Raw genomic sequence first — 22,664 nt, forward strand, 5'->3', positions numbered from 1 at the left:
GGTTATTTTCAGAAGTTTTCAAAGTTTCGCTTCGGAAACATCAACAACTTCAACCACTTGCGCTTCCGATCTCTCGTTAGCGGGAGGCGAATTCTACAGCGTTACTCGCTGCTGTCAACACCTCTTTTTCACCGCTTTCGACCGAGAAGATCGAACCGCCGATAGAGCCAAACAACACCGCTCCACCTGCTCCTTCCGGGCTTCGATGAACTGAAGCCCCGCACCTTCGAAACCTACTTAACTCATTGAATCTCAAGGAGTTTTCCGTTTCGACTGCGCCGGAAGTGGGGCGAATTATAGACTTCCAGAATCTGCCGTCAACACCTATTTTCACAATTCTGTCACATCAGTCAAAAAGCCCCGCAAACACAGAGGCCGGCGCCCTAGGGCGCCGGCCTCTTCACTTACCGGTTACAAGCTGGGGAACGCAAACTGCGAAGCCTCATGGCTGGCACGCTGCGGCCAACGCTGGGTAATCGCTTTGCGACGGGTATAGAAACGCACGCCGTCCGGGCCGTAGGCGTGCAGGTCACCGAACAGCGAGCGCTTCCAGCCGCCAAAGCTGTGATAGGCAACCGGCACCGGCAATGGAACGTTGACGCCCACCATGCCGACTTCAATCTCATCGCAGAACAACCGCGCCGCTTCGCCATCGCGGGTAAAGATGCAGGTGCCGTTGCCATACTCATGATCGTTGATCAACTGCATCGCCTCTTCCAGGCTGTTGACCCGGACGATGCACAGCACCGGCCCAAAGATCTCTTCCTTATAGATGCGCATCTCGGGGGTCACACGATCGAACAGGCAGCCACCGAGGAAGAAGCCCTCCTCATGACCCGTCACACTCAAGCCGCGACCATCGACAATCAGCGAGGCACCCGCCGCCACACCCTCTTCTATATAGCCACTGACCTTGTCCCGGTGCTGACCGGTCACCAACGGCCCCATGTCCAGCCCGCAAGACGTGCCAGCGCCGATTTTCAACGCCTTGATCTGCGGCACCAGCTTGGACACCAGTGCATCCGCCACCTGGTCGCCGACACACACCGCCACCGAAATCGCCATGCAGCGTTCACCGCACGAACCGTACGCCGCGCCCATCAGTGCGCTGACGGCATTGTCCAGGTCGGCATCCGGCATCAGCACCGCATGGTTCTTCGCCCCGCCCAGTGCCTGGACGCGTTTGCCACGCCGCGTGCCCTCGGCATAGATGTATTCGGCAATCGGTGTCGAACCGACAAAACTCAATGCCTTCACTTCCGGCGCTTCGATCAGTGCGTCCACGGCGGCCTTGTCGCCATGCACAACGCTCAACACACCTTTGGGCAAACCGGCTTCCAACAGCAACTGGGCGATCAGCAATGTCGAACTTGGGTCACGCTCGGATGGTTTGAGGATGAAGCAGTTACCGCAAACGATCGCCAGCGGATACATCCACAGCGGCACCATCGCCGGAAAGTTGAACGGCGTGATGCCCGCCACCACGCCCAGAGGCTGGAAGTCTGACCAGGCGTCGATGTTCGGTCCTACGTTACGGCTGTATTCGCCCTTCAGGACTTCCGGCGCTGCGCAGGCGAATTCGACATTCTCGATGCCACGCTTGAGCTCACCGGCCGCGTCTTCCAGTGTCTTGCCGTGTTCTTCACTGATCAACTGGGCGATACGCGACTCGTTTTGCTCCAGCAATTGCTTGAAACGAAACATCACCTGTGCACGCTTGGCCGCAGGTGTATTGCGCCAGGCCGGGAAAGCTGCCTTCGCGGCGTCGATGGCCTGCTGGATGGTCGCGCGATCAGCCAACGGTACTTTATGGATGGCCTGGCCAGTGGAAGGGTTGAACACATCGGCGGTGCGAGCGCTGTCGCTCAGCAATTCGCCATTGATCAAATGCGGGATGAGGCTCATGGGGACTCCAGAATTATCCACAGGCGCCCGTGAACGGACGCCTGTTATTGAAAGCTATATGGAAGAACGGATCAGTCGAGCTTGTTCAGCACTTCACCGACCGCGTCGAACAGGCGATCCAGGTCCTGCGGCTTGCTGTTGAACGTCGGCCCGAACTGCAGGGTGTCGCCGCCGAACCGCACATAGAACCCGGCTTTCCACAACGCCATGCCGGCCTCGAATGGACGCACGATGGCATCGCCGTCGCGCCCGGCGATCTGGATCGCGCCGGCCAGGCCATAGTTACGAATGTCGATGACGTTCTTCGCGCCCTTCAAACCGTGCAACGCGTTCTCGAAATGCGGGGCAATTTCGGCCACGCTCTGTACCAGGTTTTCCTTCTGCAGCAGGTCCAGCGCCGCCAGGCCCGCCGCGCAGGCCACCGGGTGAGCCGAGTAGGTGTAGCCGTGGGGAAACTCCACCGCGTACTCAGGCGTCGGCTGGTTCATGAACGTCTGGTAGATCTCGGAGCTGGCAATCACTGCGCCCATGGGGATCGCGCCATTGGTGACTTGCTTGGCGATGCACATCAGGTCGGGGGTCACACCAAAGCTGTCGGCACCGAACATCGAACCGGTGCGGCCGAAACCGGTGATCACTTCGTCGAACACCAGCAGGATGCTGTGCTGGTCGCAGATTTCCCGCAGACGCTTGAGATAACCCTCTGGCGGAACCAGCACGCCGGCCGAACCAGCCATCGGTTCGACGAACACCGCCGCGATGTTGGAAGCATCGTGCAGCTCGATCAGCTTCAACAGCTCATCGGCCAAGGCGATGCCGCCCTCTTTTGGCATGCCACGGGAATAGGCATTGCTGGCCAGCAAGGTGTGCGGCAAGTGGTCGACGTCCATCATGGCCTGGCCGAACAGTTTGCGGTTGCCGTTGACACCGCCGAGGCTGGTGCCCGCGATGTTCACGCCGTGATAGCCACGAGCACGACCAATCATCTTGGTCTTGGTCGCCTGCCCCTTGAGACGCCAGTAGGCGCGGACCATCTTCACCGCGGTATCGGCGCACTCGGAGCCGGAGTCGGTAAAGAACACATGATTGAGATTGCCCGGGGTCAGGCTGGTGATTTTTTCCGCCAGTTGGAACGACAGCGGATGGCCGTACTGAAACCCCGGCGAGTAATCAAGGGTGCCCAGCTGCTTGGCGACCGCTTCCTGGATTTCCTTGCGGGTGTGCCCGGCGCCGCATGTCCACAGGCCCGACAACGAGTCGTACACCTTGCGCCCCTTGTCATCCACTAGCCAACTGCCTTCGGCAGCGACGATCAGGCGCGGATCGCGCTGGAAATTGCGGTTGGCGGTGTAAGGCATCCAGTGGGCATCCAGCTTGAGCTGGCTGGCCAGGGAACCGGCAGCGTGTTCGGGCATGTTCATCGACAAAACCTCGCAGGTCATAAGCGACAGGGGATCGAAAGCGTTCTTGCAGCTAAGTTGCCACGACGATAAAGTCGGTGAAATCCAACTTTTGTAACCTTCAGTCGGCGGATCACTAAACTATGAGCGCTCGTCGTCCCGATCCACTGGCCCAGGTCAGCGACTTTGATATTCGCCTGCTGCGCATTTTCCGCAGCGTGGTGGAATGTGGTGGTTTCTCCGCAGCGGAAACCGTGCTTGGCATCGGCCGGTCGGCCATCAGCCAGCAGATGAGCGACCTCGAACAACGTCTCGGCCTGCGCCTGTGCCAACGCGGGCGCGCGGGGTTTTCCCTGACCGAGGAAGGTCGCGAGGTGTATCAATCGGCGTTGCAGCTCTTGAGCGCACTGGAAAGCTTTCGCACCGAGGTTAACGGCTTGCACCAGCATCTGCGCGGTGAACTGACCATCGGCCTGACCGACAACCTGGTCACCCTGCCCCACATGCGCATCACCCACGCTTTGGCGCAATTGAAGGAACGCGGGCCCGACGTGCAGATCCAGATTCGCATGATCGCCCCCAACGAAGTCGAGCAAGGCGTGCTCGACGGGCGTTTGCATGTCGGCGTAGTTCCCCAGGCCAGTGCCCTGTCCGGGCTGGAATATCAACCGCTGTACAGTGAACGATCGCTGCTGTACTGCGCGGTCGGGCATCCGCTGTTTTATGTCGATGACCAGCAACTTGAGGACGCTCGCCTCAACAGCCAGGACGCCATCGCGCCGACCTTCCGCCTGCCAGCCGACATACAGGCCCATTACCAGGCGCTCAATTGCACCGCGAGCGCATCGGACCGCGAAGGCATGGCGTTCCTGATCCTCACCGGACGCTACATCGGTTACTTGCCCGATCACTACGCCAGCCTCTGGGTCCAGCAAGGTCGGCTGCGGGCCTTGAAGCCCTCGGCACGTTTCTATGACCTGAGCCTGGCGTCGGTCACCCGCAAGGGGCGTCGGCCTCATCTGGTGCTGGAGAGTTTTCTCGAAAGCCTGGCGGCCACCCGTTAACCCTTTTGCTCTTTGTGGGAGCGAGCTTGCTCGCAATAGCGGTTATTCAGTCAATAAAGATGTGACGGATCCACTGCTATCGCGAGCAAGCTCGCTCCCACAGGTGTTTAGTCGGGCTTTTAGTGTGATGGCACTTGTCGGATTGATGCCGGTGCGCTATCAACGCATTTGCTTGCCCACAGACCCAGCTCGGAAACGCCCATGACCTTTGAAGTCCCTGCCCACGGTGGCAAGCCCACCAGTCGCATTCGTCAAAAGAACGAAGAGACGATCCTCAAGGCTGCCGAAGATGAATTCGCCCGTCACGGGTTCAAAGGCACCAGCATGAATGCCATCGCCCTTAAGGCCGGGCTGCCCAAGGCGAACCTGCATTATTACTTCACCAATAAACTCGGGTTGTACGTGGCGGTGCTGAGCAACATCATCGAATTGTGGGACAGCACCTTCAACACCCTCACCGCCGAGGATGATCCGGCCGAAGCCTTGACCCGCTATATCCGCGCCAAGATGGAGTTCTCTCGTCGCCAACCCCAGGCGTCGCGGTTGTTTGCCATGGAAGTGATCAGCGGTGGCGAATGCCTGAGCGAGTATTTCAACCAGGATTATCGCACCTGGTTCAATGGTCGGGCGGCCGTATTCCAAGCCTGGATCGATGCCGGCAAGATGGACCCGATCGACCCGGTTCACCTCATTTTCCTGTTGTGGGGCAGTACCCAGCATTACGCCGACTTCGCCACCCAGATCTGTCGCGTGACCGGTCGCAGCAAGTTGACCAAGCAGGACATGGTCGAGGCTGGCGATAACCTGATCCGCATCATTCTCAAGGGCTGCGGCCTGACACCTGCCCTCTAAGATCGCCATGCCCTTTACCCTTGCCGGCTTTTGCGAATACCGCGAAGAAATTCGCAAAAGCCGCTTCATCACGTTCGCCGCGCCCATCAGCAGCCCCGCCGACGCCCAGGCCTTTATCGACCAGCACAGCGACCTGAATGCCTCGCACAATTGCTGGGCCTGGAAACTCGGCGACCAATACCGCAGCAACGACGATGGCGAGCCGGGAGGCACCGCCGGGCGGCCGATCCTGGCCGCGATCGAAGCACAAGCCTGCGATCAGGTCGCGGTGCTGGTGATCCGCTGGTACGGCGGGATTCAACTGGGCACAGGCGGGCTGGCCCGGGCTTATGGCGGCGGCGCGAACAAATGCCTGCAAAACGCCGAGAAAATCGAATTGATCAGTCGCGTAGCGTTGCGCTGTTCCTGCGGCTTCGCCGAACTGGCCCTGGTGAAACTGCGCGTCGCCGAATGCGACGGGTTGGTCAATGAAGAACGCTTTACGGCCAATGGCGTCGACCTTCAACTGGCCGTGGGTGAAGCGCAGATCGAAACATTACAAACGCACCTGGCCGACCTGAGTCGCGGCCGGATTCTGCTGGCACGTTGAGATCATCCTGCGACCTTTCAGGGCGCCCGCAATCGTTCAACTTGCCCACATCCACTGTGGGCCCGACTGTGGATAACCTGAGCAAATCCCTCTGTAACCCTTCTGTCATGCGGGTTTCAGAGAGTTGCTCATTTTTCAGCCAAAGTCCCGTCGAATCGACAAATCCATCCATAAAACAAACGCTTGCGGCGGTTTATCACCTTTAGAAGAAAGCCCCGCAGTGCTTATGCCCGAGTTTCCGGCTTGCACACAATAACTGTGGAGCAACCTGTGGATAACCCGTTCATGGCTCCTGCTACCCCAAGGAGGGCATGGCTCGCAGCCGCTTGCTCAATTTTTAACCACCCATTTCAGGGCAAACCGATGCCTGCGCAAAACTTGCGCGCTCCAAACCGGTGCAGAATTTTCCTATGGCAGATGCCCAGGCTACCTGCAAAGAGCCTTGGCGGCGCGGGCCGAGGCGATTTCCTGACCTGATGGCCAGGAAATTGCTTTATCCACAGGCATTCCTGTCCATCGGCCCGAGCCTGTCATGTCCAACCCCGACTCCATCGCGCGCCTGCAATTGCGCAACATCAGCAAACGCTACCCCGGTTGCCTGGCCAACGACGCCATCGACCTGAGCATCCAACCCGGGGAGATCCACGCCCTGCTCGGGGAAAATGGTGCGGGTAAAAGCACCCTGATGAAGATTATCTACGGCGTCACCCCTGCCGATTCGGGCGAGGTGATCTGGCAAGGCCAGCGCGTCAACCTGCGCAACCCGGCCCAGGCCCGCAGCCTGGGAATCGGCATGGTGTTCCAGCATTTCTCGCTGTTCGAAACGCTCACCGTTGCGCAAAACATTGCCCTGGCAATGGGCGCGGCAGCCGGTACGCCGGCGCAGCTGGAACCCCGGATCCGCGAGGTTTCCCGACGCTACGGCATGGCGCTGGAGCCGCAGCGGCTGGTCCACAGCCTGTCGATTGGCGAGCGGCAACGGGTGGAAATCATTCGCTGCCTGATGCAGGACATTCGCCTGCTGATTCTCGACGAACCGACCTCGGTGCTCACGCCCGTTGAAGCCGAAGAGCTGTTCGTGACCCTGCGCCGCCTGGCGAGCGAGGGCTGCAGCATCTTGTTTATCAGCCACAAGCTTGGGGAAGTGCGAGCGTTGTGCCACAGCGCCACGGTGCTGCGCGCAGGACGGGTATCGGGGCATTGCACCCCGGCGCATTGCTCGGACCGGGAGTTGGCGCAACTGATGGTCGGCGAAGCGGCCGGGCTGATCACGGATTATCCCAAGGTCAGCGCCGACAAAGCCTTTCTGCAGATCGACAAGCTGTCCTGGCACAACCCGGACCCGTTCGGCTGCTCGTTGCGGGAGATCGACCTGGAGGTGCGCAGCGGCGAAATCGTCGGCATCGCCGGGGTGGCGGGCAATGGTCAGGACGAATGGCTGGCGTTGCTCAGCGGAGAGACTCCGCTTGCCCGCCCGCAAGGCGAAACGATCCGATTCGACGGGCAACCCGTGGCTCATCTACGCCCCGACGCCCGTCGCCGGCTCGGGCTGGCATTTGTCCCCGCCGAGCGCCTGGGCCATGGCGCCGTGCCGCAATTGAGCCTGGCGGATAACGCCTTGCTCAGCGCTTTCCAACAGGGCCTGGTCAGCCACGGACTGATTCGCCGCAGCAAGGTCGAACACCTGGCCGAGGAGATCATCCGTCGCTTTGGCGTGAAGACACGCGACACCAAAACCCCGGCGCGCAGCCTTTCGGGGGGCAACCTGCAGAAATTCATTCTCGGTCGGGAAATCCTGCAACAGCCGAAGCTGCTGGTGGCCGCTCACCCGACCTGGGGCGTGGACGTCGGCGCGGCGGCGACCATCCATCGCGCCCTGATCGCCCTGCGCGATGCGGGCGCGGCGATTCTGGTGATCTCCGAAGACCTCGACGAACTGTTCCAGATCAGCGATCGCCTCGGCGCCTTGTGCGGCGGGCGTCTGTCGGCCTTGAGACCCACCGTCGAGACCCGTCTCAGTGACGTCGGCGGCTGGATGGCCGGCCAGTTCGACGCCCCTCAATCCCCTGCCCCCGCACCGGTTTAAACGGAGTTCTACATGCTGCTCTCTCTCGAACCTCGCGGCCAACAATCGCGCCTGATGCTCTGGTGCTCGCCGCTACTGGCCGCCGTGTTGACCCTGGCCTGTGGCTCGCTGCTGTTTATCGCCCTGGGGCATGACCCGCTGCAAACGCTGTACACCCTGTTGATCGCCCCGATCAGCGATCTGTACGGCGTGTCCGAGTGGCTGGTCAAGACCTTGCCGATCCTGCTGTGCGCCCTCGGCCTGGCAGTGGCCTATCAGGCGCGAATCTGGAACATCGGCGCTGAAGGCCAGCTGTTGCTGGGCGCCTTGGCCGGCAGTGCCTTGGCGGTGAACATCATCGACGTGCAAAGCCGCTGGGCACTGGTGCTGATCCTGCTGACCGGCACCCTGGCCGGTGCCGCCTGGGCCGGGCTCACGGCGTGGCTGCGCACGCGCTTCAATGCCAACGAAATCCTCACCAGCATCATGCTCAATTACATCGCCCTGAACCTGCTGTTGTTTTGCGTTCACGGACCGTTGAAAGACCCAGCGGGTTTCAATTTCCCGGAGTCGGCGATGTTCGGCGAGGCCAGTCGCCTGCCGTTGCTGCTGGAAGATGGTCGGGTCCATGCCGGGCTATATTTCGCCCTGCTGGCGCTGGTGGCGGTGTGGGTGTTGCTGCAGAAAAGCTTCGTCGGCTTTCAAATCAAGGTGCTGGGCCTCGATGCCCGCGCCGCCGGTTTCGCCGGTTTTCGCCAGAAGCCGCTGGTGTGGCTGGCGCTGTTGATCAGCGGGGCGCTGGCCGGGCTGGCCGGCGTCTGCGAAGTGACCGGGCCGATCGGCCAACTGGTGCCGCAGGTGTCGCCGGGCTACGGCTATGCGGCAATTACCGTGGCGTTCCTGGGACGGCTCAATCCCATCGGCATTCTGTTTTCCAGCCTGTTGATGGCGTTGCTGTATATCGGCGGCGAGAGCGCGCAGATGTCGCTGAACCTTCCCCAGGCAATCACCCAACTGTTCCAGGGAATGATGCTGTTTTTCCTGTTGGCCTGCGACGTGCTGATCCTGTACCGGCCACGCCTCAACCTGCGCTGGGCCCGGCGCACCCGAACCACCGCCGTACAGGCAGGAGCGCTGTGATGGATATCGACCTGTTGAGCAATATTTTCTACGCCATGGTCCGCTGCGGTACGCCGTTACTGCTGGTGGCCTTGGGTGAATTGGTCTGCGAAAAAAGCGGCGTCCTCAACCTGGGCCAGGAAGGCATGATGCTGTTCGGTGCGGTGATCGGTTTTATCGTCGCCTTCAACAGCGGCAACCTCTGGCTCGGCGTGCTGCTAGCGATGGCTGCCGGCATGCTGTTGTCGGCGCTGTTCGCGTTGGTGGCGCTGGTATTCAACGCCAATCAGGTGGCCACCGGGCTGGCGTTGACGATTTTCGGCGTGGGCCTGTCGAGTTTTGTCGGGGCGGCCTGGGTCGGCAAGCCGCTGGCGGGGTTCGAGCCGCTGGCCATTCCTTACCTGAGTGACATTCCGTTGATCGGGCGGATGCTGTTTGCCCGGGATCTGCTGGTTTACCTGTCCTTCGCCCTGTTTGCCCTGGTGGCGTGGATGATTGTGAAAAGTCGCGTCGGGTTGATCATCCAGGCCGTCGGCGAGAACCCCGACGCCGCCAGTGCCATGGGCCTGCCGGTGTTAAGGGTGCGGACCCTGGCGGTGCTGTTCGGCGGCGCCATGGCCGGCCTGGCCGGCGCCTATCTATCGTTGGCCTACACGCCGATGTGGGCCGAGAACATGAGCGCCGGGCGCGGCTGGATCGCCCTGGCGCTGGTGGTGTTCGCCAGTTGGCGGGTGTGGCGCCTGCTGCTGGGCGCCTACCTGTTCGGCCTCGCCAGCATCCTGCACCTGGTGGCCCAGGGCTTGGGGCTGGCGATTCCATCGAGCTTGCTGGCGATGTTGCCGTATGCCGCGACCATTGTGGTGCTGGTGCTGCTGTCCCGGGACGCCGTGCGCACCCGACTGTATGCGCCGGTGTCCTTGGGGCAACCTTGGCAGGCGGGGCATTGAAGTACACCTGTGGCGAGGGAGCTTGCTCCCGCTGGGGCGCGCAGCGTCCCTCTTAGGAAGGCGACTGCTGCGCAGTCGAACGGGAGCAAGCTCCCTCGCCACGGACGGGCAGTGTCTGCACGACGCCCCACACTACCTCGAAAAACAGGAAAACCCACAACACCGCACTGGCCCCATGAAGCAGCGCATACAGCATCCAGGCGGCAAACAGAAACCGCCCCGTCGCGTCATAACGCCCATACAGCGGCTGCGGATCCCGAATCCGCAGCACCGCCCATACGCAGACAATCGAGCCCAGCAGATTCACCATCAGCACATGCGCCGGCGCAAACGGCGGCAGTTCTCCAGGCAGGTCGAATAGCTGAGCCAAGCTCATCAACACACCATGCAGCGCCGCAAAGCTCCACGGCGTGACTAGCGCGGCCGACACGATCAGGTCGTACCAGGCACTGCCGAGCACCACCCGGCGATATTGCATCGAAGTCCACATACACTTTGCTCCAGATAATTGGGGAGCGAAAAGGCTAAAGCCTGGGGTATGCTCCAAGGTCAAGCCCCTTCTGGAGTCGTCCATGCGTATCGGTGAATTAGCCCAAGCCTGCGATGTCAGTCGAGACACCCTGCGCTTCTACGAGCAGCGGGGCCTGATCGCGGCGACGCGCAGCGCTAACGGCTATCGCGACTACCCCGCCGACGTTGTCCAACTGGTGCTCTATATCAAGACCGCCCAGCGCCTGGGCTTTACCCTGGGCGAGATCGGCGCCAGCGTCGCCGCCCTGTGGAACGCCCCCGACCCGGACTGCGCCGTGACGCAATTGCTGCAAGACAAACTGAACCTGATCGAAACCCGTATGACCGAACTCGACGCGTTGCGTCACGAGCTGAAACAACGGCTCGGGCAACGCTGTCCATTAAATCCATGACCTTTTTCTTTCAAGGATGCCTCTCATGAATTCGGCAAGAAACGCATTGATCATCGGCGCCTCCCGGGGCCTGGGCCTTGGTCTGGTGAAGACCCTGCTCAGCGATGGCTGGAACGTGACCGCCACCGTGCGCAACCCGCAGAACGCAGAGGCTTTGAGGGCGCTGGGCCCGGTGCGGATCGAAAGACTCGACATGGACGACCAGCAAGCGGTCATCGCCCTGAGTCAACAACTCAAGGGCGAAACCTTCGACCTGCTGTTCGTCAACGCCGGCGTCAAGGGTCCGGACAACCAGAGCCCAGGCGGCGCGACGCTGGCCGAAGTCGGCCAGTTGTTCTTCACCAACGCCGTGGCCCCGATCAACCTGGCCCAGCGCTTTGTCGGCCAGATCCGCGACGGCAGCGGCGTGCTGGCGTTCATGAGCTCGGTGCTGGGCAGCGTGACCATGCCCGACGCCCCGGAACTGGCGCTGTACAAGGCCAGCAAGGCGGCGCTCAATTCGATGACCAACAGTTTTGTCAGCCAACTGGGCGAGCAGGCATTGACCGTACTGTCGCTGCACCCGGGCTGGGTCAAGACCGACATGGGCGGTGAAGGCGCGGACATCGATGTCGAGACCAGCACCCGCGGGTTGATCGACCAAGTGAATGCCTTCGTCGGCAAGGGCGGGCATCACTTCGTCAACTACAGGGGCGAAACGATTCCCTGGTAACCCCATCTTTCCTCTGTGGGAGCGAGCTTGCTCGCGATGGCGGCCTTACATCCAAGATTGATGTCGCTGATCTACCGCTATCGCGAGCAAGCTCGCTCCCACAGGGGTCTCGACCTGACACTGGATCTGCGCCCGACAACCTGAGTAAACTCCGCACCTCGCCCAGTCCAACGGGCGACCCTGGATCAGCAGACAGGGCATCACTGAGCTGGCTAACCTGAACCCACTTTCAGAGGAGCCGGCCACCATGCCTGCGACCCGTACCTGGTTAAAAAATCCCCTCGCCATTTTCACCGCCAACGACCTCGATGCCCGTGGCGGCCTCGTCCTGCAGGACGGTGTGATCGTCGAACTGCTGAGCGCCGGCCAACAACCCACCCAGCCCTGTGACGACATCTTCGATGCGCGCGAGCATGTGATCCTGCCGGGGTTGATCAACACCCACCATCACTTCTACCAAACCCTGACCCGCGCCTGGGCGCCGGTGGTGAACCAGCCGTTGTTTCCCTGGCTCAAGACCCTCTACCCAGTGTGGGCGCGGCTGACCCCGGAAAAACTTGCCCTGGCCAGCAAAGTGGCCTTGGCGGAGTTGCTGCTGTCAGGCTGCACCACGGCGGCCGACCACCACTACCTGTTCCCCGAAGGCCTGGAAAATGCCATCGATGTGCAGGTGCAGAGTGTTCGTGAACTGGGCATGCGCGCGATGCTGACCCGCGGTTCCATGAGCCTGGGCGAGGCCGACGGTGGCTTGCCGCCGCAGCAGACCGTGCAGCAGGGCCAGGTGATTCTCGACGACAGCCAGCGCTTGATCAGCCAGTACCATGAGCGCGGTGACGGCGCCCGGATCCAGATTGCCCTGGCGCCCTGCTCACCGTTTTCGGTCACGCCCGAGATCATGCAGGCCAGCGCCGAGCTGGCGGAAAAACTCGACGTACGCCTGCACACGCACCTGGCCGAGACCCTCGATGAAGAGGACTTTTGCCTGCAACGCTTCGGCCTGCGCACCGTCGATTACCTGGACAGCGTCGGCTGGCTCGGACCGCGCACCTGGCTGGCCCATGGGATTCATTTCAACCCGGATGAAATCGTCCGCCTCGGCACCGCCGGCACCGGCATCTGTCACTGCCCAAGTTCGAACATGCGCCTGGCCTCGGGCATTTGCCCGACCCTGGACCTGACCGCCGCCGGCGCTCCCGTGGGCCTGGGGGTAGACGGTTCGGCATCCAACGATGCCTCGAACATGATCCTCGAAACCCGCCAGGCGCTGTACATCCAGCGCCTGCGCTATGGCGCGCAAGCGATCACACCGGAACGCGTACTGGGCTGGGCAACCCGGGGCTCGGCGCAACTGCTCGGGCGCGGCGATATCGGTGAATTGGCGGTGGGCAAGCAGGCCGACCTGGCGCTGTTCAAGCTTGATGAGCTGCGCTTTTCCGGCAGCCACGACCCGGTCTCGGCGCTGCTGCTGTGCGGTGCGGATCGGGCGGATCGGATGATGATCGGCGGGCACTGGCGAGTGATCGATGGGCAGGTCGAGGGCTTGGATTTGAAGGGGCTGATTGCCGATCACAGCCAGGCGGCGCGGGAACTGATCGCCGGAGCCTGATCCAGCCAAAATCCCCGGTGGGAGCCAATGCGGTTCATTTAAGAAAAATGATGGACCTGTGGCGAGGGAGCTTGCTCCCGCACGGCTGCGAAGCAGTCGTAAACCGGTGTGTCCGATGCTCCGCATTTGGCAGGTTTTGGGGCCGCTCCGCGGCCCAGCGGGAGCAAGCTCCCTCGCCACGGGTTTGTCGATTGCCCTAAGTGAACAGCAAGCCCGCTCCCACAGTTTGGCTTTGTGCAGAGTCTAGAGTCCCAGCAACGACAACATGATAAACGTCGCGAACAACACAAAGTGGGTCATGCCTTCAATGGCATTGGTTTCGCCATCGTTGAGGTTGATGGCGCTGACGATCAGGGTGATGAAGATCATCACGGTCTGCACTGGCGTCATGGCCATTTGGAAAGGCTGGCCGGTATAAAGGGCCATGGCCTCCATCACGGGCACGGTGAGAATCACCGTGGACAGCGAAGCGCCCAATGCAATGTTCACCACCGACTGCATGCGGTTCGCCAGGGCCGCGCGCAGGGCGGTGAGGATTTCCGGTGCGGCGGAGATGGCGGCCACCAGGATCGCCGTGACCACCGGCGGCGCACCCGAGCCTTCCAACCCCAGGTCGAGGGCCTTGGACATGACTTCGGCCAGGGCGCCGATAATCACCACGCCAACCACCAGCGCACCGATGGAAAGCGCCAGGCTGATGGGTTCCGGTTCGTTTTCCACCGGCTCTTTCTTGCGGCGTTTTTCCGGGTAGCTGTAGCTGAAGAAGTAACTGTGAGGCCCGACCTGCATGCGCAGGAACAAGGTGTACAGCACGATCATCGCGCCAATGGTAAAGGCCGAATACATTTTCCAGCTCTCGCGGGGAATGAACTCCGGCACCACCATCGATACCCCCATGGCGGTAAGAATCATCACGCTGTAGGTGCGCGCCGAATCGTCGTTGTAGGCCTGCTCGCCATGCTTGATCCCGCCCATCAGCGCCGCGAGCCCGAGGATGCCGTTGATGTCGAGCATCACCGCCGAGTAGATCGTGTCCCGCACCAGTGTCGATGACGCTTCGTTGCTCATCATGATCGCCAGGATCACCACCTCCACCAGCACCGCCGACAAGGTCAGGATCATCGTGCCGTAGGGATCACCGACCTTTTCCGCCAGCAGTTCGGCGTGATGGGCCACACGCATCGAGGCGGCGACGATGAAGCCGATCAGCACCAGGCCGCTGATCAACGCGACCAGTTGCCCGTTGCCCAATAGCCAATGTTCCAGCGGATAGGCGATACACGCGGCGATCAGCGCCAGCAACAGCAGTTTTTCTTGCTTGAGCAAAGTGAGCATCGCAGGCCTGTCAGCGTGGGCGGGTCATGAATTACTGACTATAGGAGGCGGTGAACGTTTCGTTCGGTGTGATGCACCAGGGGGTGGCGAGTGGCGGGCGGCGCGCACCTTTATCGCCCGGACGATCTTACTGTGGCGAGGGAGCTTGCTCCCGCTGGGGCGCGCAGCAGCCCCCGGCTTTTACAGCCGCTGCGCGACCGAGCGGGAGCAAGCGCCCTCGCCACAATTGGACCGTGTCGATTAGTTGTCTTGTTGGTCAGCATTTTGCATTGGTGCCGTACAGCCAACCTCACAACAAAATGGAGTTCGAGTTCATGCACAAACGCCCCTTGAAGAAGTTGCTTTGCGCCGTTGTCGCCGCCGTCGGCCTGGGCGCCGGCCTGAATGCCAGTGCCGCCGACCCGCTGAAGGTCGGCTTCGTCTACATCGGCCCGATCGGCGATCACGGCTGGACCTATCAGCATGAACAAGGGCGCAAGGAGCTGGCGGCGAAATTCGGCGAGCAGATCACCACCAACTACGTGGAAAACGTGCCGGAGGGTGCCGATGCCGAGCGGGTGATCCGCAACATGGCCAAGGACAAATACGACCTGATCTTCACCACCTCCTTCGGCTACATGAACCCGACACTGAAAGTCGCCAAGCAGTTTCCCAAGGTGATCTTCGAACACGCCACCGGCTACAAGCAAGACAAGAACCTGGGCACGTACCTGGCTCGCACCTATGAGGGCCGCTACGTCGGTGGTTTTCTCGCGGCCAAGATGACCAAGACCAAGAAGATCGGCTACGTCGCCTCCTTCCCGATCCCGGAAGTCATCCGCGACATCAACGCCATCCAACTGGCCCTGAACAAGTACAACCCCGGCAGCGAGATCAAAGTGGTGTGGGTCAACTCCTGGTTCGACCCGGGCAAGGAAGCCGACGCCGCCAACGCGCTGATCGATCAGGGCGTGGACGTAGTGTTCCAGCATACCGACAGCCCGGCGCCGATCCAGGCCGCCGAGCGACGCGGCGTCTATGCGGTGGGCTACGCTTCGGACATGGCTCACTTCGGTCCCAAGGCGGTGCTGACGTCCATCGTCAATGACTGGGGCCCGCACTACATCCAAGCGACCCAAAGCGTGCTCGACCACAACTGGAAATCCCAGGACTACTGGGGTGGCCTGAAAGAAGGCACGGTGAAACTGCCGATCAGCGACCTGGTGCCAGCAGCGGTCAAGGGCGAAGCCGAACAGATCATCGCTGACATCGAGAGCGGGACCTTCCATCCGTTCACCGGCCCGATCAAGGACCAGGCCGGCGTCGAGAAAATCCCGGCGGGCGTGAGCGCCACCAACGCGGAACTCGCGTCGATGAATTATTACGTCGAAGGCATGAAGGCTGAGATTCCCAAATAGTCCCCAAAACCAACCCAAAACCTATTGTGGGAGAGAGCTTGCTCGCTCCCACATGGGGCTCCTATTCCAAGCCAGGAAAGCCGCATGAACAGCCTGCCCATCATCGACATCAGCCCGCTCTACGGCGACGAGCCCAGCGCCTGGCAAACCGTCGCCGAGCAGATCGACCAAGCCTGCCGCCAATGGGGCTTTTTCTACATCAAGGGTCATCCCATCAGCCCGGCGCGTATCGCCGAGGTGCTGGGCAGTGCCCAACGCTTCTTCGCCCTGCCCGTCGAAGAAAAACTCAAGATCGACATCACCCAGACCCGCCACCACCGTGGCTACGGCGCCGTCGCCACCGAACAACTGGACCCGACCAAGCCCAGCGACCTGAAGGAAACCTTCGACATGGGCCTGCACTTGCCGGCCGATCATCCCGACGTGCTGGCGGAAAAACCCCTGCGTGGCCCCAACCGCCACCCGGACCTGATTGGCTGGGAAAGCTTGATGGAGCAGCATTACCGCGACATGCAGGCACTTGCACAAACACTGCTGCGGGCCATGACCCTGGCCCTGGGTATCGAGCGAGACTTTTTCGACACGCGCTTCAACGAGCCGGTCAGTGTACTGCGCCTGATCCACTACCCGCCCCGCCGCACTGCCAGTAGCGCCGAACAGCAAGGAGCCGGCGCCCATACCGATTATGGCTGCATCACCTTGCTCTATCAGGACGCCGCCGGCGGCCTGCAAGTGCGCAACGTCGACGGCCAATGGATCGACGCGCCGCCCATCGACGGCACCTTCGTGGTCAACCTCGGCGACATGATGGCGCGCTGGAGCAACGACCGTTACCTGTCGACGCCGCATCGAGTGATCAGCCCGCTGGGGGTGGACCGGTACTCGATGCCGTTCTTTGCCGAGCCGCACCCCGACACGCTGATCCAATGCCTGCCCGGTTGCCAGGATGACGCCCACCCGCCAAAGTACCCAACGACGACCTGCGCCGAATTCCTGCTGTCGCGCTTCGCCGACACCTATGCTTATCGGCGTGAGTCGCTCGCCGTGTAGTGGATCAGCCGGTCAGGTTTTACCCGACAGGGCGGCCAGCGCCTGTAGAATGCCCGCCATCGATTCGCTGATGAGAAAAGACCATGTACGACTGGCTGAACGCCCTGCCCAAGGCTGAACTGCACCTGCACCTGGAAGGCTCGCTGGAGCCCGAACTGCTGTTCGCCCTGGCCGAACGCAACAAGATCGCCCTGCCGTGGAGCGACGTCGATACCCTGCGCAAGGCCTATGCCTTCAACAACCTGCAGGAATTCCTCGACCTGTATTACCAGGGCGCCGATGTGCTGCGCACCTCCCAGGATTTCTATGACCTGACCTGGGCCTACCTGTTGCGTTGCAAGGCGCAGAACGTGATCCACACCGAACCGTTCTTCGACCCGCAGACCCACACCGACCGTGGTATCGCGTTCGAAGTGGTGCTCAACGGCATCGCCGCCGCCCTCAAGGACGGTGAGCAGCAACTGGGCATCACCAGCGGCCTGATCCTGAGTTTCCTGCGCCACCTGAGCGAAGAACAAGCCGAGAAGACCCTCGACCAGGCGCTGCCGTTCCGCGAGGCCTTCGTGGCCGTGGGCCTGGACAGCTCGGAAATGGGCCATCCACCGAGCAAGTTCCAGCGCGTATTCGACCGCGCACGCAACGAAGGCTTCCTGACTGTCGCCCACGCCGGCGAAGAAGGTCCGCCCGAGTACATCTGGGAAGCCCTGGACCTGCTGAAGATCCAGCGCATCGACCATGGCGTGCGAGCCATTGAAGACGAGCGACTGATGCAGCGGATCATCGACGAGCAGATTCCGCTGACCGTGTGCCCGCTGTCCAACACCAAGCTGTGCGTGTTCGACGACATGTCGCAGCACAACATCCTCGACATGCTCGAACGCGGTGTGAAGGTGACGGTGAACTCCGATGACCCGGCGTACTTCGGCGGCTACGTCACCGAAAACTTCCACGCGCTGTATACCCATCTGGGCATGACCCAGGACCAGGCCAAGCGCCTGGCGCAGAACAGCCTGGACGCGCGGCTGGTAAAACCTTAGCGTTGTGGAAATGAGCTGCCCTTACCACAGGGAACAAAGAACAACCTGTGGCGAGGGAGCTTGCTCCCGCTCGAGCGCGAAGCGGTCGCAACCGATGGGTTTCGTTCATGTGACGAGAGGACTGCTACGCAGCCCAGCGGGAGCAAGCTCCCTCGCCACGGGAATGCCTATCACCTTATCGCCTCGCTCAACTCCTCCAACGTCTTGCCCCGGGTCTCCATCCCGAACAACCAGACCACCCCCGCCGCCACGGCGAAGCACAACGCGCCCAGGGCGAACACGCCACCCTGGCCGGTGATGGGAAAGACCAGGCCGGTCACCAGCGGGCCGAGCAGCGAACCGATGCGTCCCACCGCCGAAGCAAAGCCTGAGCCCGTGGCCCGGGCCGAGGTGGGGTACAGCTCCGGCGTGTAGGTGTAGAGCACCGCCCACATGCCGAACAGGAAAAACTGCATCAGCAACCCGGTGCCGATCAACAGGCCGACGTTGCCGCCAAACACCGCGCTCTGCCCGTACAGAAACGCCATCACCCCACCGCCCAACAGCGTGATGACGCACACCGGTTTGCGCCCCCAGCGCTCCACCAGCCAGGCTGCCATCAAGAAACCGGGAATCCCGCCCAGGGAAATCAGCACCGTGTAATACACCGATTGGGTCACCGCGAACCCCGACTGCTGCAACAACGCGCTGAGCCAGGACGTCAGGCCGTAGAAACCGAGCAAGGCAAAGAACCAGACGCTCCAGATCATCATCGTGCGCTGGCGATACAGCGGTGACCAGATCTGCGCCAGGGCCGAAAAGAAATTGCCTGGCGTGCTCTCAACCCTTGGCAAACGGATCGGCTCCGGCAGGGTCTGATGCCCCAGCGAGGTCCGGACCTTATCTTCGATTCGCTTGAGCACCGCGTCCGCTTCATCGCCCCGACCGGCTTGCTCCAGCCAGCGTGGCGACTCGGGAATGAAGAAACGAATCGCCAGGACAAACACCGCTGGCACCGCCAGCACCAGAAAGATGTCGCGCCAGCCGACCACCGGCAGCAGGAAATACGACAGCACCCCCGCCGCCACGAAACCCAGCGGCCAGAAGCCGTCCATCAAGGCGATGTAGCGGCCCCGACGCTTGGCCGGGATCAGCTCCGAAAGCATCGACTGGGCAATCGGAAATTCCATGCCCATGCCGATGCCCAGCAGGATGCGAAACAGCGTCAAGGTCTCGATGTCCTGGGCCGTGGAGCACAAGTAACTGGCAATGCCCCACAGCACGATGCTCCACTGGAACACCGGCTTGCGCCCGAAACGATCGGCCAGCATGCCCGACAGCGACGCCCCCACCACCATGCCGAAGAAGCTGGAGCTGGCGAGCAAACCGGCCTGGGCGGTACTCAGGCCGAACTCGGCTTTGATCGATCCCAACAGGAACGTCATCATCGCCAGGTCCATGGAGTCAAAGAAAAACGCCAGGGCGATGATGATGAAGATGACCCGGTGGTAACCGCTGATGGGTAACCGTTCCAATCGTTCCGCCGCACTGTAGCCGTGAGTGTCCATGCTGCCTCCCCCAATCCGATAATTCCCCGGACCGAGTGTGCGCGAACCTCGCAGGTGGCTATTGCTGAATACGACCTGCCGACAGCCCTGAGCGACGCATCGAGCGTTCTCTAGATTGCCATCTCCACCGTGTCCTGCCGGGCGAACCGCTGGATTTCCTGCTGGCCGAGCGTCGTCACCTGCAGGGCTCGCGAATCGTTCGGCAAGCTCAGCCAACCCGACTGCATGAACAGTTGCAGCAGGGCCGCCCCCAGCGCGCCCCCCAGGTGTGGACGACGCTCGCTCCAGTCCGGGCAGGCACAAGCAATGCGGGCGTTGCGATGGGCCAGGGCCTGGATGAACAGGCCACGTTCGGCCAACTGATTGGCGCCTTTGTGGGTGACGATCACCCGCTGCTCGAACTGCTCGATCCACCCGGCATCCAGCAGTTGCTGATACAGGTCCGCCGCCAGGGTGCCCCCCAGGTGATCGTCGCAAAGTCTGGCCCGCATCAACGACGTGGGAGCCGACGGCGCTTTGGTCGGCATGACCCGGCGCTTGAAGATGTCCGGGATCTGGCGCGGCGTACTGACCAGCGTCGCGCTGGCCAGCGCTTCGACGGCAGCACCGATTTCAGGGGCTGCCAGGCGGAAAAACCGCTTGCGGCCCCGGGCTTCGACTTTCAACAGGCCTCCAGCGGACAGGCGTCCCAGATGCGCGCTGGCCGAGGACGGCGACAACCCGGCGAGCAATGCCAACTCCTCGGCCTGGCGGGCCGTGCCGTCCATCAAGGCCCACATCATTGCGCTGCGCTTGGGGTCAGCCAGCAGCGTGGCGATCTGGCTGATGCAAGGTGCATGTTCCATGTATTCACTCCCTGTTGAATCATTCGTCTACTGCTCTGGCGCAGGCGGCCGATAGTATAAGCGGGGCGGTCGAGCTTTCCTGTCCTCCGGAAACCTTTGGAGGCGATTGTTCCTGAGGGAAAATTCTCTATTTGCCCGCGACTAATGGCCGGCCCCCGTCAAGACTGGAAAACGAGCCGTCAACTCACCGCAGCGGGCCTGGAGCATGTCCCGTAAAAGGTTGATGGGCTTGCTTAATTGCGCCCGGTGGGCACACAGCAGATTGAGGGGCGCGCGTTCGCATTGCAGGTGCGGCAATAGGATTTTCAAGCGTCCGGCCAGCACGTCCGTGGACACATCCAGCCACGATTTATAGGCAATCCCGGCACCCGCCACCGCCCAGCGTCGCACCACATCGGCGTCGTCACTGAAACGGTCGCCACTGACGGTGAGGCTCACTTCCCGTTTGCCGTCATGAAAACCCCACCGGTCATGGACCCGACTGCCCAGCATGTACAACAGGCAGTTGTGCTGGGCCAGTTGTTCCAACTGATGGGGTGCACCGTGGCGAGCCAGATAGTCCGGCGATGCGCACAGCACCCGGCGGTTATCCGGGGCAATGGGCAGGGCGACCAGGCTCGAATCTTCCGGATCGCCATAACGCAAGGCGATGTCCACCGGCTGCTTGAACAGATCGGCTATGCGATCGCCCAGCAACAGCCGCACCGTCAGCCCGGGGTACTCGCGCTGGAACGCATCCAGCCAGGGCAGCAGCAGGTTGCGTCCCAGGTCCGACGGTGCGGACAACTGCAACACCCCACTGACCTGGTCCTGGCCACTGGTCAACAACCGCCGGCCCTCGTCAAGGCTGCTCAATGCAGCCCGGGCATATTCGAGAAAGCCCTCGCCTTCGGCCGTCAGGCGCAGGCTACGGGTGGAACGGGCCAACAGCCGCGCGCCGAGGTGCTGCTCGATCCGTTTCAACGCGGCACTGGCCACCGCCGCCGACAGGTCCATGACCCTGGCCGCAGCCGAAAGACTGCCCAGGTCCGCCGCCCGGACAAACAACTGCAAGTCATCGAAGCGAAGCATGACGACTCCATTATCAAAAAATCATTGAAAGAGCCTGTTCTTTTAGCCGGTTTTATCTCGACGATAAATAGCTAAACATGGCTTCCATCGAATTCATCTCACGGAGCCGCTTCATGAAAGCCATCGCCTACTACCACTCGTTGCCTATCACTGACCCGCAATCGCTCCAGGACATCGAGCTGCCAGAACCGGTCGCCGGTCCCAGGGACCTGCTGGTGGAGGTCAAGGCTATTTCGGTCAACCCGGTGGACACCAAGGTCCGCCAGAACGTCCAGCCCGAAGACGGCGCAGCCAAGGTGCTGGGCTGGGACGTGGCCGGAGTGGTCAAGGCGGTGGGCAGCGAGGTTACGCTGTTCAAGGCCGGGGACCAGGTGTTCTATGCCGGCTCCATCGCCCGGGCCGGCGGCAACAGCGAGCTGCACGTGGTGGATGAGCGCATCGTCGGCCACATGCCCAAGACCCTCGGTTTCGCCGAAGCGGCGGCGCTGCCGCTGACGGCCATTACCGCCTGGGAGTTGTTGTTCGAGCGCCTGCAAATCCAGGAAGGCCAAAGCGACCTGGGCCAGAGCCTGTTGATCGTCGGCGCGGCGGGAGGCGTGGGTTCGATCCTGACGCAACTGGCCAGCCAACTCACCGGGCTGAAGGTGATTGGCACCGCGTCCCGTGTGCAGACCCAGGATTGGGTGCGCAGCCTGGGGGCCGACCTGGTGATCGACCACAGCCAGCCATTGAGCGAAGTGTTGAAAGAAGCGGGCCAGCCCCAGGTGACTCACGTCGCCAGCCTGACCCAGACCGACCAGCATCTGGACCAGTTGGTCGAAGCCCTCGCGCCCCAGGGCAAACTGGCGCTGATCGACGATCCCAAGGCGCTGGACGTGACCAAGCTCAAGCGCAAGAGCCTGTCGTTGCATTGGGAATTCATGTACACCCGCTCGCTGTTCGAAACGGCCGACATGCTTGAACAGCACAAACTGCTCAACCGCGTGGCCGCCCTGATCGACGCAGGCACACTGAAGACTACGGTTGGCGAACATTTCGGCACCATCAACGCCGAGAACCTGCGCCGGGCGCATGCCTTGCTGGAAAGCGGCAAGTCCAAGGGCAAGATTGTGCTCGAGGGCTTCTGACGGCAGGTCGAAACACTTCACCTGTGGAGAGGGAGCTTGCTCCCTCTCCACAGGTGTTGCATTAACTTGGGAA

The 22,664-nt window shown here is 61.8% G+C and carries 20 protein-coding genes; 13 read left to right on the plus strand and 7 right to left on the minus strand.

Annotated elements, in window-relative coordinates; translation table 11 throughout:
* Window positions 1-411: 411 nt before the first annotated feature.
* Together BM300_RS25030 and BM300_RS25035 are read right to left on the minus strand one after the other, a co-directional pair.
* Window positions 412-1,905, minus strand: coding sequence for a CoA-acylating methylmalonate-semialdehyde dehydrogenase (locus tag BM300_RS25030; RefSeq protein ID WP_092147142.1), 1,494 nt, complete (start codon window positions 1,903-1,905; stop codon window positions 412-414).
* A 71-nt stretch (window positions 1,906-1,976) separates the two neighbouring features.
* On the minus strand, window positions 1,977-3,326 hold the full coding sequence (locus BM300_RS25035) for an omega-aminotransferase AptA (RefSeq protein ID WP_003197518.1): 1,350 nt from the start codon (window positions 3,324-3,326) through the stop codon (window positions 1,977-1,979).
* A gap of 122 nt (window positions 3,327-3,448) precedes the next feature.
* Between BM300_RS25035 and BM300_RS25040 the strand changes: the two genes are divergently transcribed.
* The 6 genes from BM300_RS25040 to BM300_RS25065 all read left to right on the plus strand — a co-directional run bounded on the left by BM300_RS25040 (window position 3,449) and on the right by BM300_RS25065 (window position 9,941).
* Window positions 3,449-4,369 (plus strand): LysR family transcriptional regulator, encoded by a 921-nt coding sequence (locus BM300_RS25040; RefSeq protein WP_092147139.1) that lies wholly within the window; start codon window positions 3,449-3,451, stop codon window positions 4,367-4,369.
* Between the two features lie 201 nt (window positions 4,370-4,570).
* The gene (locus BM300_RS25045; RefSeq protein WP_063323077.1) at window positions 4,571-5,221 is read left to right on the plus strand and encodes a TetR/AcrR family transcriptional regulator; all 651 of its coding nucleotides are present in this window, start codon (window positions 4,571-4,573) and stop codon (window positions 5,219-5,221) included.
* A 7-nt stretch (window positions 5,222-5,228) separates the two neighbouring features.
* Window positions 5,229-5,810, plus strand: coding sequence for an IMPACT family protein (locus BM300_RS25050; RefSeq protein ID WP_092147136.1), 582 nt, complete (start codon window positions 5,229-5,231; stop codon window positions 5,808-5,810).
* 532 nt (window positions 5,811-6,342) lie between these two features.
* The gene (locus BM300_RS25055; protein WP_092147132.1) at window positions 6,343-7,896 is read left to right on the plus strand and encodes an ABC transporter ATP-binding protein; all 1,554 of its coding nucleotides are present in this window, start codon (window positions 6,343-6,345) and stop codon (window positions 7,894-7,896) included.
* A 12-nt stretch (window positions 7,897-7,908) separates the two neighbouring features.
* The gene (locus tag BM300_RS25060; RefSeq protein WP_063323080.1) at window positions 7,909-9,015 is read left to right on the plus strand and encodes an ABC transporter permease; all 1,107 of its coding nucleotides are present in this window, start codon (window positions 7,909-7,911) and stop codon (window positions 9,013-9,015) included.
* A complete protein-coding gene (locus tag BM300_RS25065; RefSeq protein ID WP_092464278.1) occupies window positions 9,015-9,941 on the plus strand; it encodes an ABC transporter permease in 927 nt (308 codons plus the stop codon). The genes BM300_RS25060 and BM300_RS25065 overlap by 1 nt, the downstream gene beginning before the upstream one ends.
* Before the next feature lie 52 nt (window positions 9,942-9,993).
* Here the strand turns inward: BM300_RS25065 and BM300_RS25070 are convergent, their stop codons facing one another.
* Window positions 9,994-10,431 carry a hypothetical protein gene (locus BM300_RS25070; protein ID WP_063323082.1) on the minus strand — a complete coding sequence of 146 codons (438 nt, stop codon included), beginning with the start codon at window positions 10,429-10,431 and terminating at the stop codon, window positions 9,994-9,996.
* Between the two features lie 82 nt (window positions 10,432-10,513).
* On the opposite strand from BM300_RS25070, the gene BM300_RS25075 reads away from it, so the two are divergent.
* The 3 genes from BM300_RS25075 to BM300_RS25085 all read left to right on the plus strand — a co-directional run bounded on the left by BM300_RS25075 (window position 10,514) and on the right by BM300_RS25085 (window position 13,182).
* Window positions 10,514-10,864, plus strand: coding sequence for a MerR family DNA-binding transcriptional regulator (locus BM300_RS25075; protein ID WP_092147129.1), 351 nt, complete (start codon window positions 10,514-10,516; stop codon window positions 10,862-10,864).
* A gap of 25 nt (window positions 10,865-10,889) precedes the next feature.
* Window positions 10,890-11,576, plus strand: a complete 687-nt coding sequence (locus BM300_RS25080) for an SDR family oxidoreductase (RefSeq protein WP_063323084.1) — start codon at window positions 10,890-10,892, stop codon at window positions 11,574-11,576.
* Window positions 11,577-11,823: 247 nt separating this feature from the next.
* Window positions 11,824-13,182, plus strand: coding sequence for an 8-oxoguanine deaminase (locus BM300_RS25085; RefSeq protein WP_092147126.1), 1,359 nt, complete (start codon window positions 11,824-11,826; stop codon window positions 13,180-13,182).
* A 243-nt stretch (window positions 13,183-13,425) separates the two neighbouring features.
* On the opposite strand, the gene BM300_RS25090 is transcribed toward BM300_RS25085, so the two are convergent.
* Complete coding sequence (locus BM300_RS25090) at window positions 13,426-14,517, minus strand: calcium:cation antiporter (protein ID WP_092147123.1); 1,092 nt, start codon at window positions 14,515-14,517, stop codon at window positions 13,426-13,428.
* A gap of 314 nt (window positions 14,518-14,831) precedes the next feature.
* Here BM300_RS25090 and BM300_RS25095 point away from each other — a divergent pair, with 314 nt between their 5' ends.
* The 3 genes from BM300_RS25095 (at window position 14,832) to BM300_RS25105 (ending at window position 18,001) form a co-directional block, all read left to right on the plus strand.
* Entirely contained in the window at window positions 14,832-15,914 is a 1,083-nt protein-coding gene (locus BM300_RS25095; protein WP_063323087.1) for a BMP family ABC transporter substrate-binding protein, read from the plus strand.
* Window positions 15,915-15,998: 84 nt separating this feature from the next.
* Window positions 15,999-16,964, plus strand: a complete 966-nt coding sequence (locus BM300_RS25100; protein ID WP_092147120.1) for a 2-oxoglutarate and iron-dependent oxygenase domain-containing protein — start codon at window positions 15,999-16,001, stop codon at window positions 16,962-16,964.
* 83 nt (window positions 16,965-17,047) lie between these two features.
* Window positions 17,048-18,001: an adenosine deaminase gene (locus tag BM300_RS25105; protein ID WP_092147117.1), complete on the plus strand. Its 954-nt coding sequence runs from the start codon at window positions 17,048-17,050 to the stop codon at window positions 17,999-18,001.
* Window positions 18,002-18,171: 170 nt separating this feature from the next.
* Here BM300_RS25105 and BM300_RS25110 read toward each other — a convergent pair whose 3' ends face one another.
* The 3 genes from BM300_RS25110 to BM300_RS25120 form a co-directional block, all read right to left on the minus strand.
* Entirely contained in the window at window positions 18,172-19,548 is a 1,377-nt protein-coding gene (locus BM300_RS25110; protein WP_092147114.1) for an MFS transporter, read from the minus strand.
* A 110-nt stretch (window positions 19,549-19,658) separates the two neighbouring features.
* Window positions 19,659-20,393: an ArsR/SmtB family transcription factor gene (locus BM300_RS25115; protein WP_063323090.1), complete on the minus strand. Its 735-nt coding sequence runs from the start codon at window positions 20,391-20,393 to the stop codon at window positions 19,659-19,661.
* A gap of 141 nt (window positions 20,394-20,534) precedes the next feature.
* A complete protein-coding gene (locus tag BM300_RS25120; RefSeq protein WP_092147108.1) occupies window positions 20,535-21,464 on the minus strand; it encodes a LysR family transcriptional regulator in 930 nt (309 codons plus the stop codon).
* 113 nt (window positions 21,465-21,577) lie between these two features.
* Between BM300_RS25120 and BM300_RS25125 the strand changes: the two genes are divergently transcribed.
* Window positions 21,578-22,591 carry a zinc-binding alcohol dehydrogenase family protein gene (locus BM300_RS25125; RefSeq protein ID WP_092347198.1) on the plus strand — a complete coding sequence of 338 codons (1,014 nt, stop codon included), beginning with the start codon at window positions 21,578-21,580 and terminating at the stop codon, window positions 22,589-22,591.
* Window positions 22,592-22,664: the final 73 nt, after the last annotated feature.

Source organism: Pseudomonas sp. NFACC46-3 (assembly GCF_900114515.1).
In the GTDB taxonomy this organism is placed as follows: Bacteria; Pseudomonadota; Gammaproteobacteria; order Pseudomonadales; family Pseudomonadaceae; genus Aquipseudomonas; species Aquipseudomonas fluorescens_Q.

Coding starts and splice junctions, on each gene's coding strand:
- BM300_RS25030 (WP_092147142.1), bottom strand. CDS start 1,905: ATGAGCCTCATCCCGCATTTGATCAATGGCGAATTGCTGAGCGACAGC.
- BM300_RS25035 (WP_003197518.1), bottom strand. CDS start 3,326: ATGAACATGCCCGAACACGCTGCCGGTTCCCTGGCCAGCCAGCTCAAG.
- BM300_RS25040 (WP_092147139.1), top strand. CDS start 3,449: ATGAGCGCTCGTCGTCCCGATCCACTGGCCCAGGTCAGCGACTTTGAT.
- BM300_RS25045 (WP_063323077.1), top strand. CDS start 4,571: ATGACCTTTGAAGTCCCTGCCCACGGTGGCAAGCCCACCAGTCGCATT.
- BM300_RS25050 (WP_092147136.1), top strand. CDS start 5,229: ATGCCCTTTACCCTTGCCGGCTTTTGCGAATACCGCGAAGAAATTCGC.
- BM300_RS25055 (WP_092147132.1), top strand. CDS start 6,343: ATGTCCAACCCCGACTCCATCGCGCGCCTGCAATTGCGCAACATCAGC.
- BM300_RS25060 (WP_063323080.1), top strand. CDS start 7,909: ATGCTGCTCTCTCTCGAACCTCGCGGCCAACAATCGCGCCTGATGCTC.
- BM300_RS25065 (WP_092464278.1), top strand. CDS start 9,015: ATGGATATCGACCTGTTGAGCAATATTTTCTACGCCATGGTCCGCTGC.
- BM300_RS25070 (WP_063323082.1), bottom strand. CDS start 10,431: ATGTGGACTTCGATGCAATATCGCCGGGTGGTGCTCGGCAGTGCCTGG.
- BM300_RS25075 (WP_092147129.1), top strand. CDS start 10,514: ATGCGTATCGGTGAATTAGCCCAAGCCTGCGATGTCAGTCGAGACACC.
- BM300_RS25080 (WP_063323084.1), top strand. CDS start 10,890: ATGAATTCGGCAAGAAACGCATTGATCATCGGCGCCTCCCGGGGCCTG.
- BM300_RS25085 (WP_092147126.1), top strand. CDS start 11,824: ATGCCTGCGACCCGTACCTGGTTAAAAAATCCCCTCGCCATTTTCACC.
- BM300_RS25090 (WP_092147123.1), bottom strand. CDS start 14,517: ATGCTCACTTTGCTCAAGCAAGAAAAACTGCTGTTGCTGGCGCTGATC.
- BM300_RS25095 (WP_063323087.1), top strand. CDS start 14,832: ATGCACAAACGCCCCTTGAAGAAGTTGCTTTGCGCCGTTGTCGCCGCC.
- BM300_RS25100 (WP_092147120.1), top strand. CDS start 15,999: ATGAACAGCCTGCCCATCATCGACATCAGCCCGCTCTACGGCGACGAG.
- BM300_RS25105 (WP_092147117.1), top strand. CDS start 17,048: ATGTACGACTGGCTGAACGCCCTGCCCAAGGCTGAACTGCACCTGCAC.
- BM300_RS25110 (WP_092147114.1), bottom strand. CDS start 19,548: ATGGACACTCACGGCTACAGTGCGGCGGAACGATTGGAACGGTTACCC.
- BM300_RS25115 (WP_063323090.1), bottom strand. CDS start 20,393: ATGGAACATGCACCTTGCATCAGCCAGATCGCCACGCTGCTGGCTGAC.
- BM300_RS25120 (WP_092147108.1), bottom strand. CDS start 21,464: ATGCTTCGCTTCGATGACTTGCAGTTGTTTGTCCGGGCGGCGGACCTG.
- BM300_RS25125 (WP_092347198.1), top strand. CDS start 21,578: ATGAAAGCCATCGCCTACTACCACTCGTTGCCTATCACTGACCCGCAA.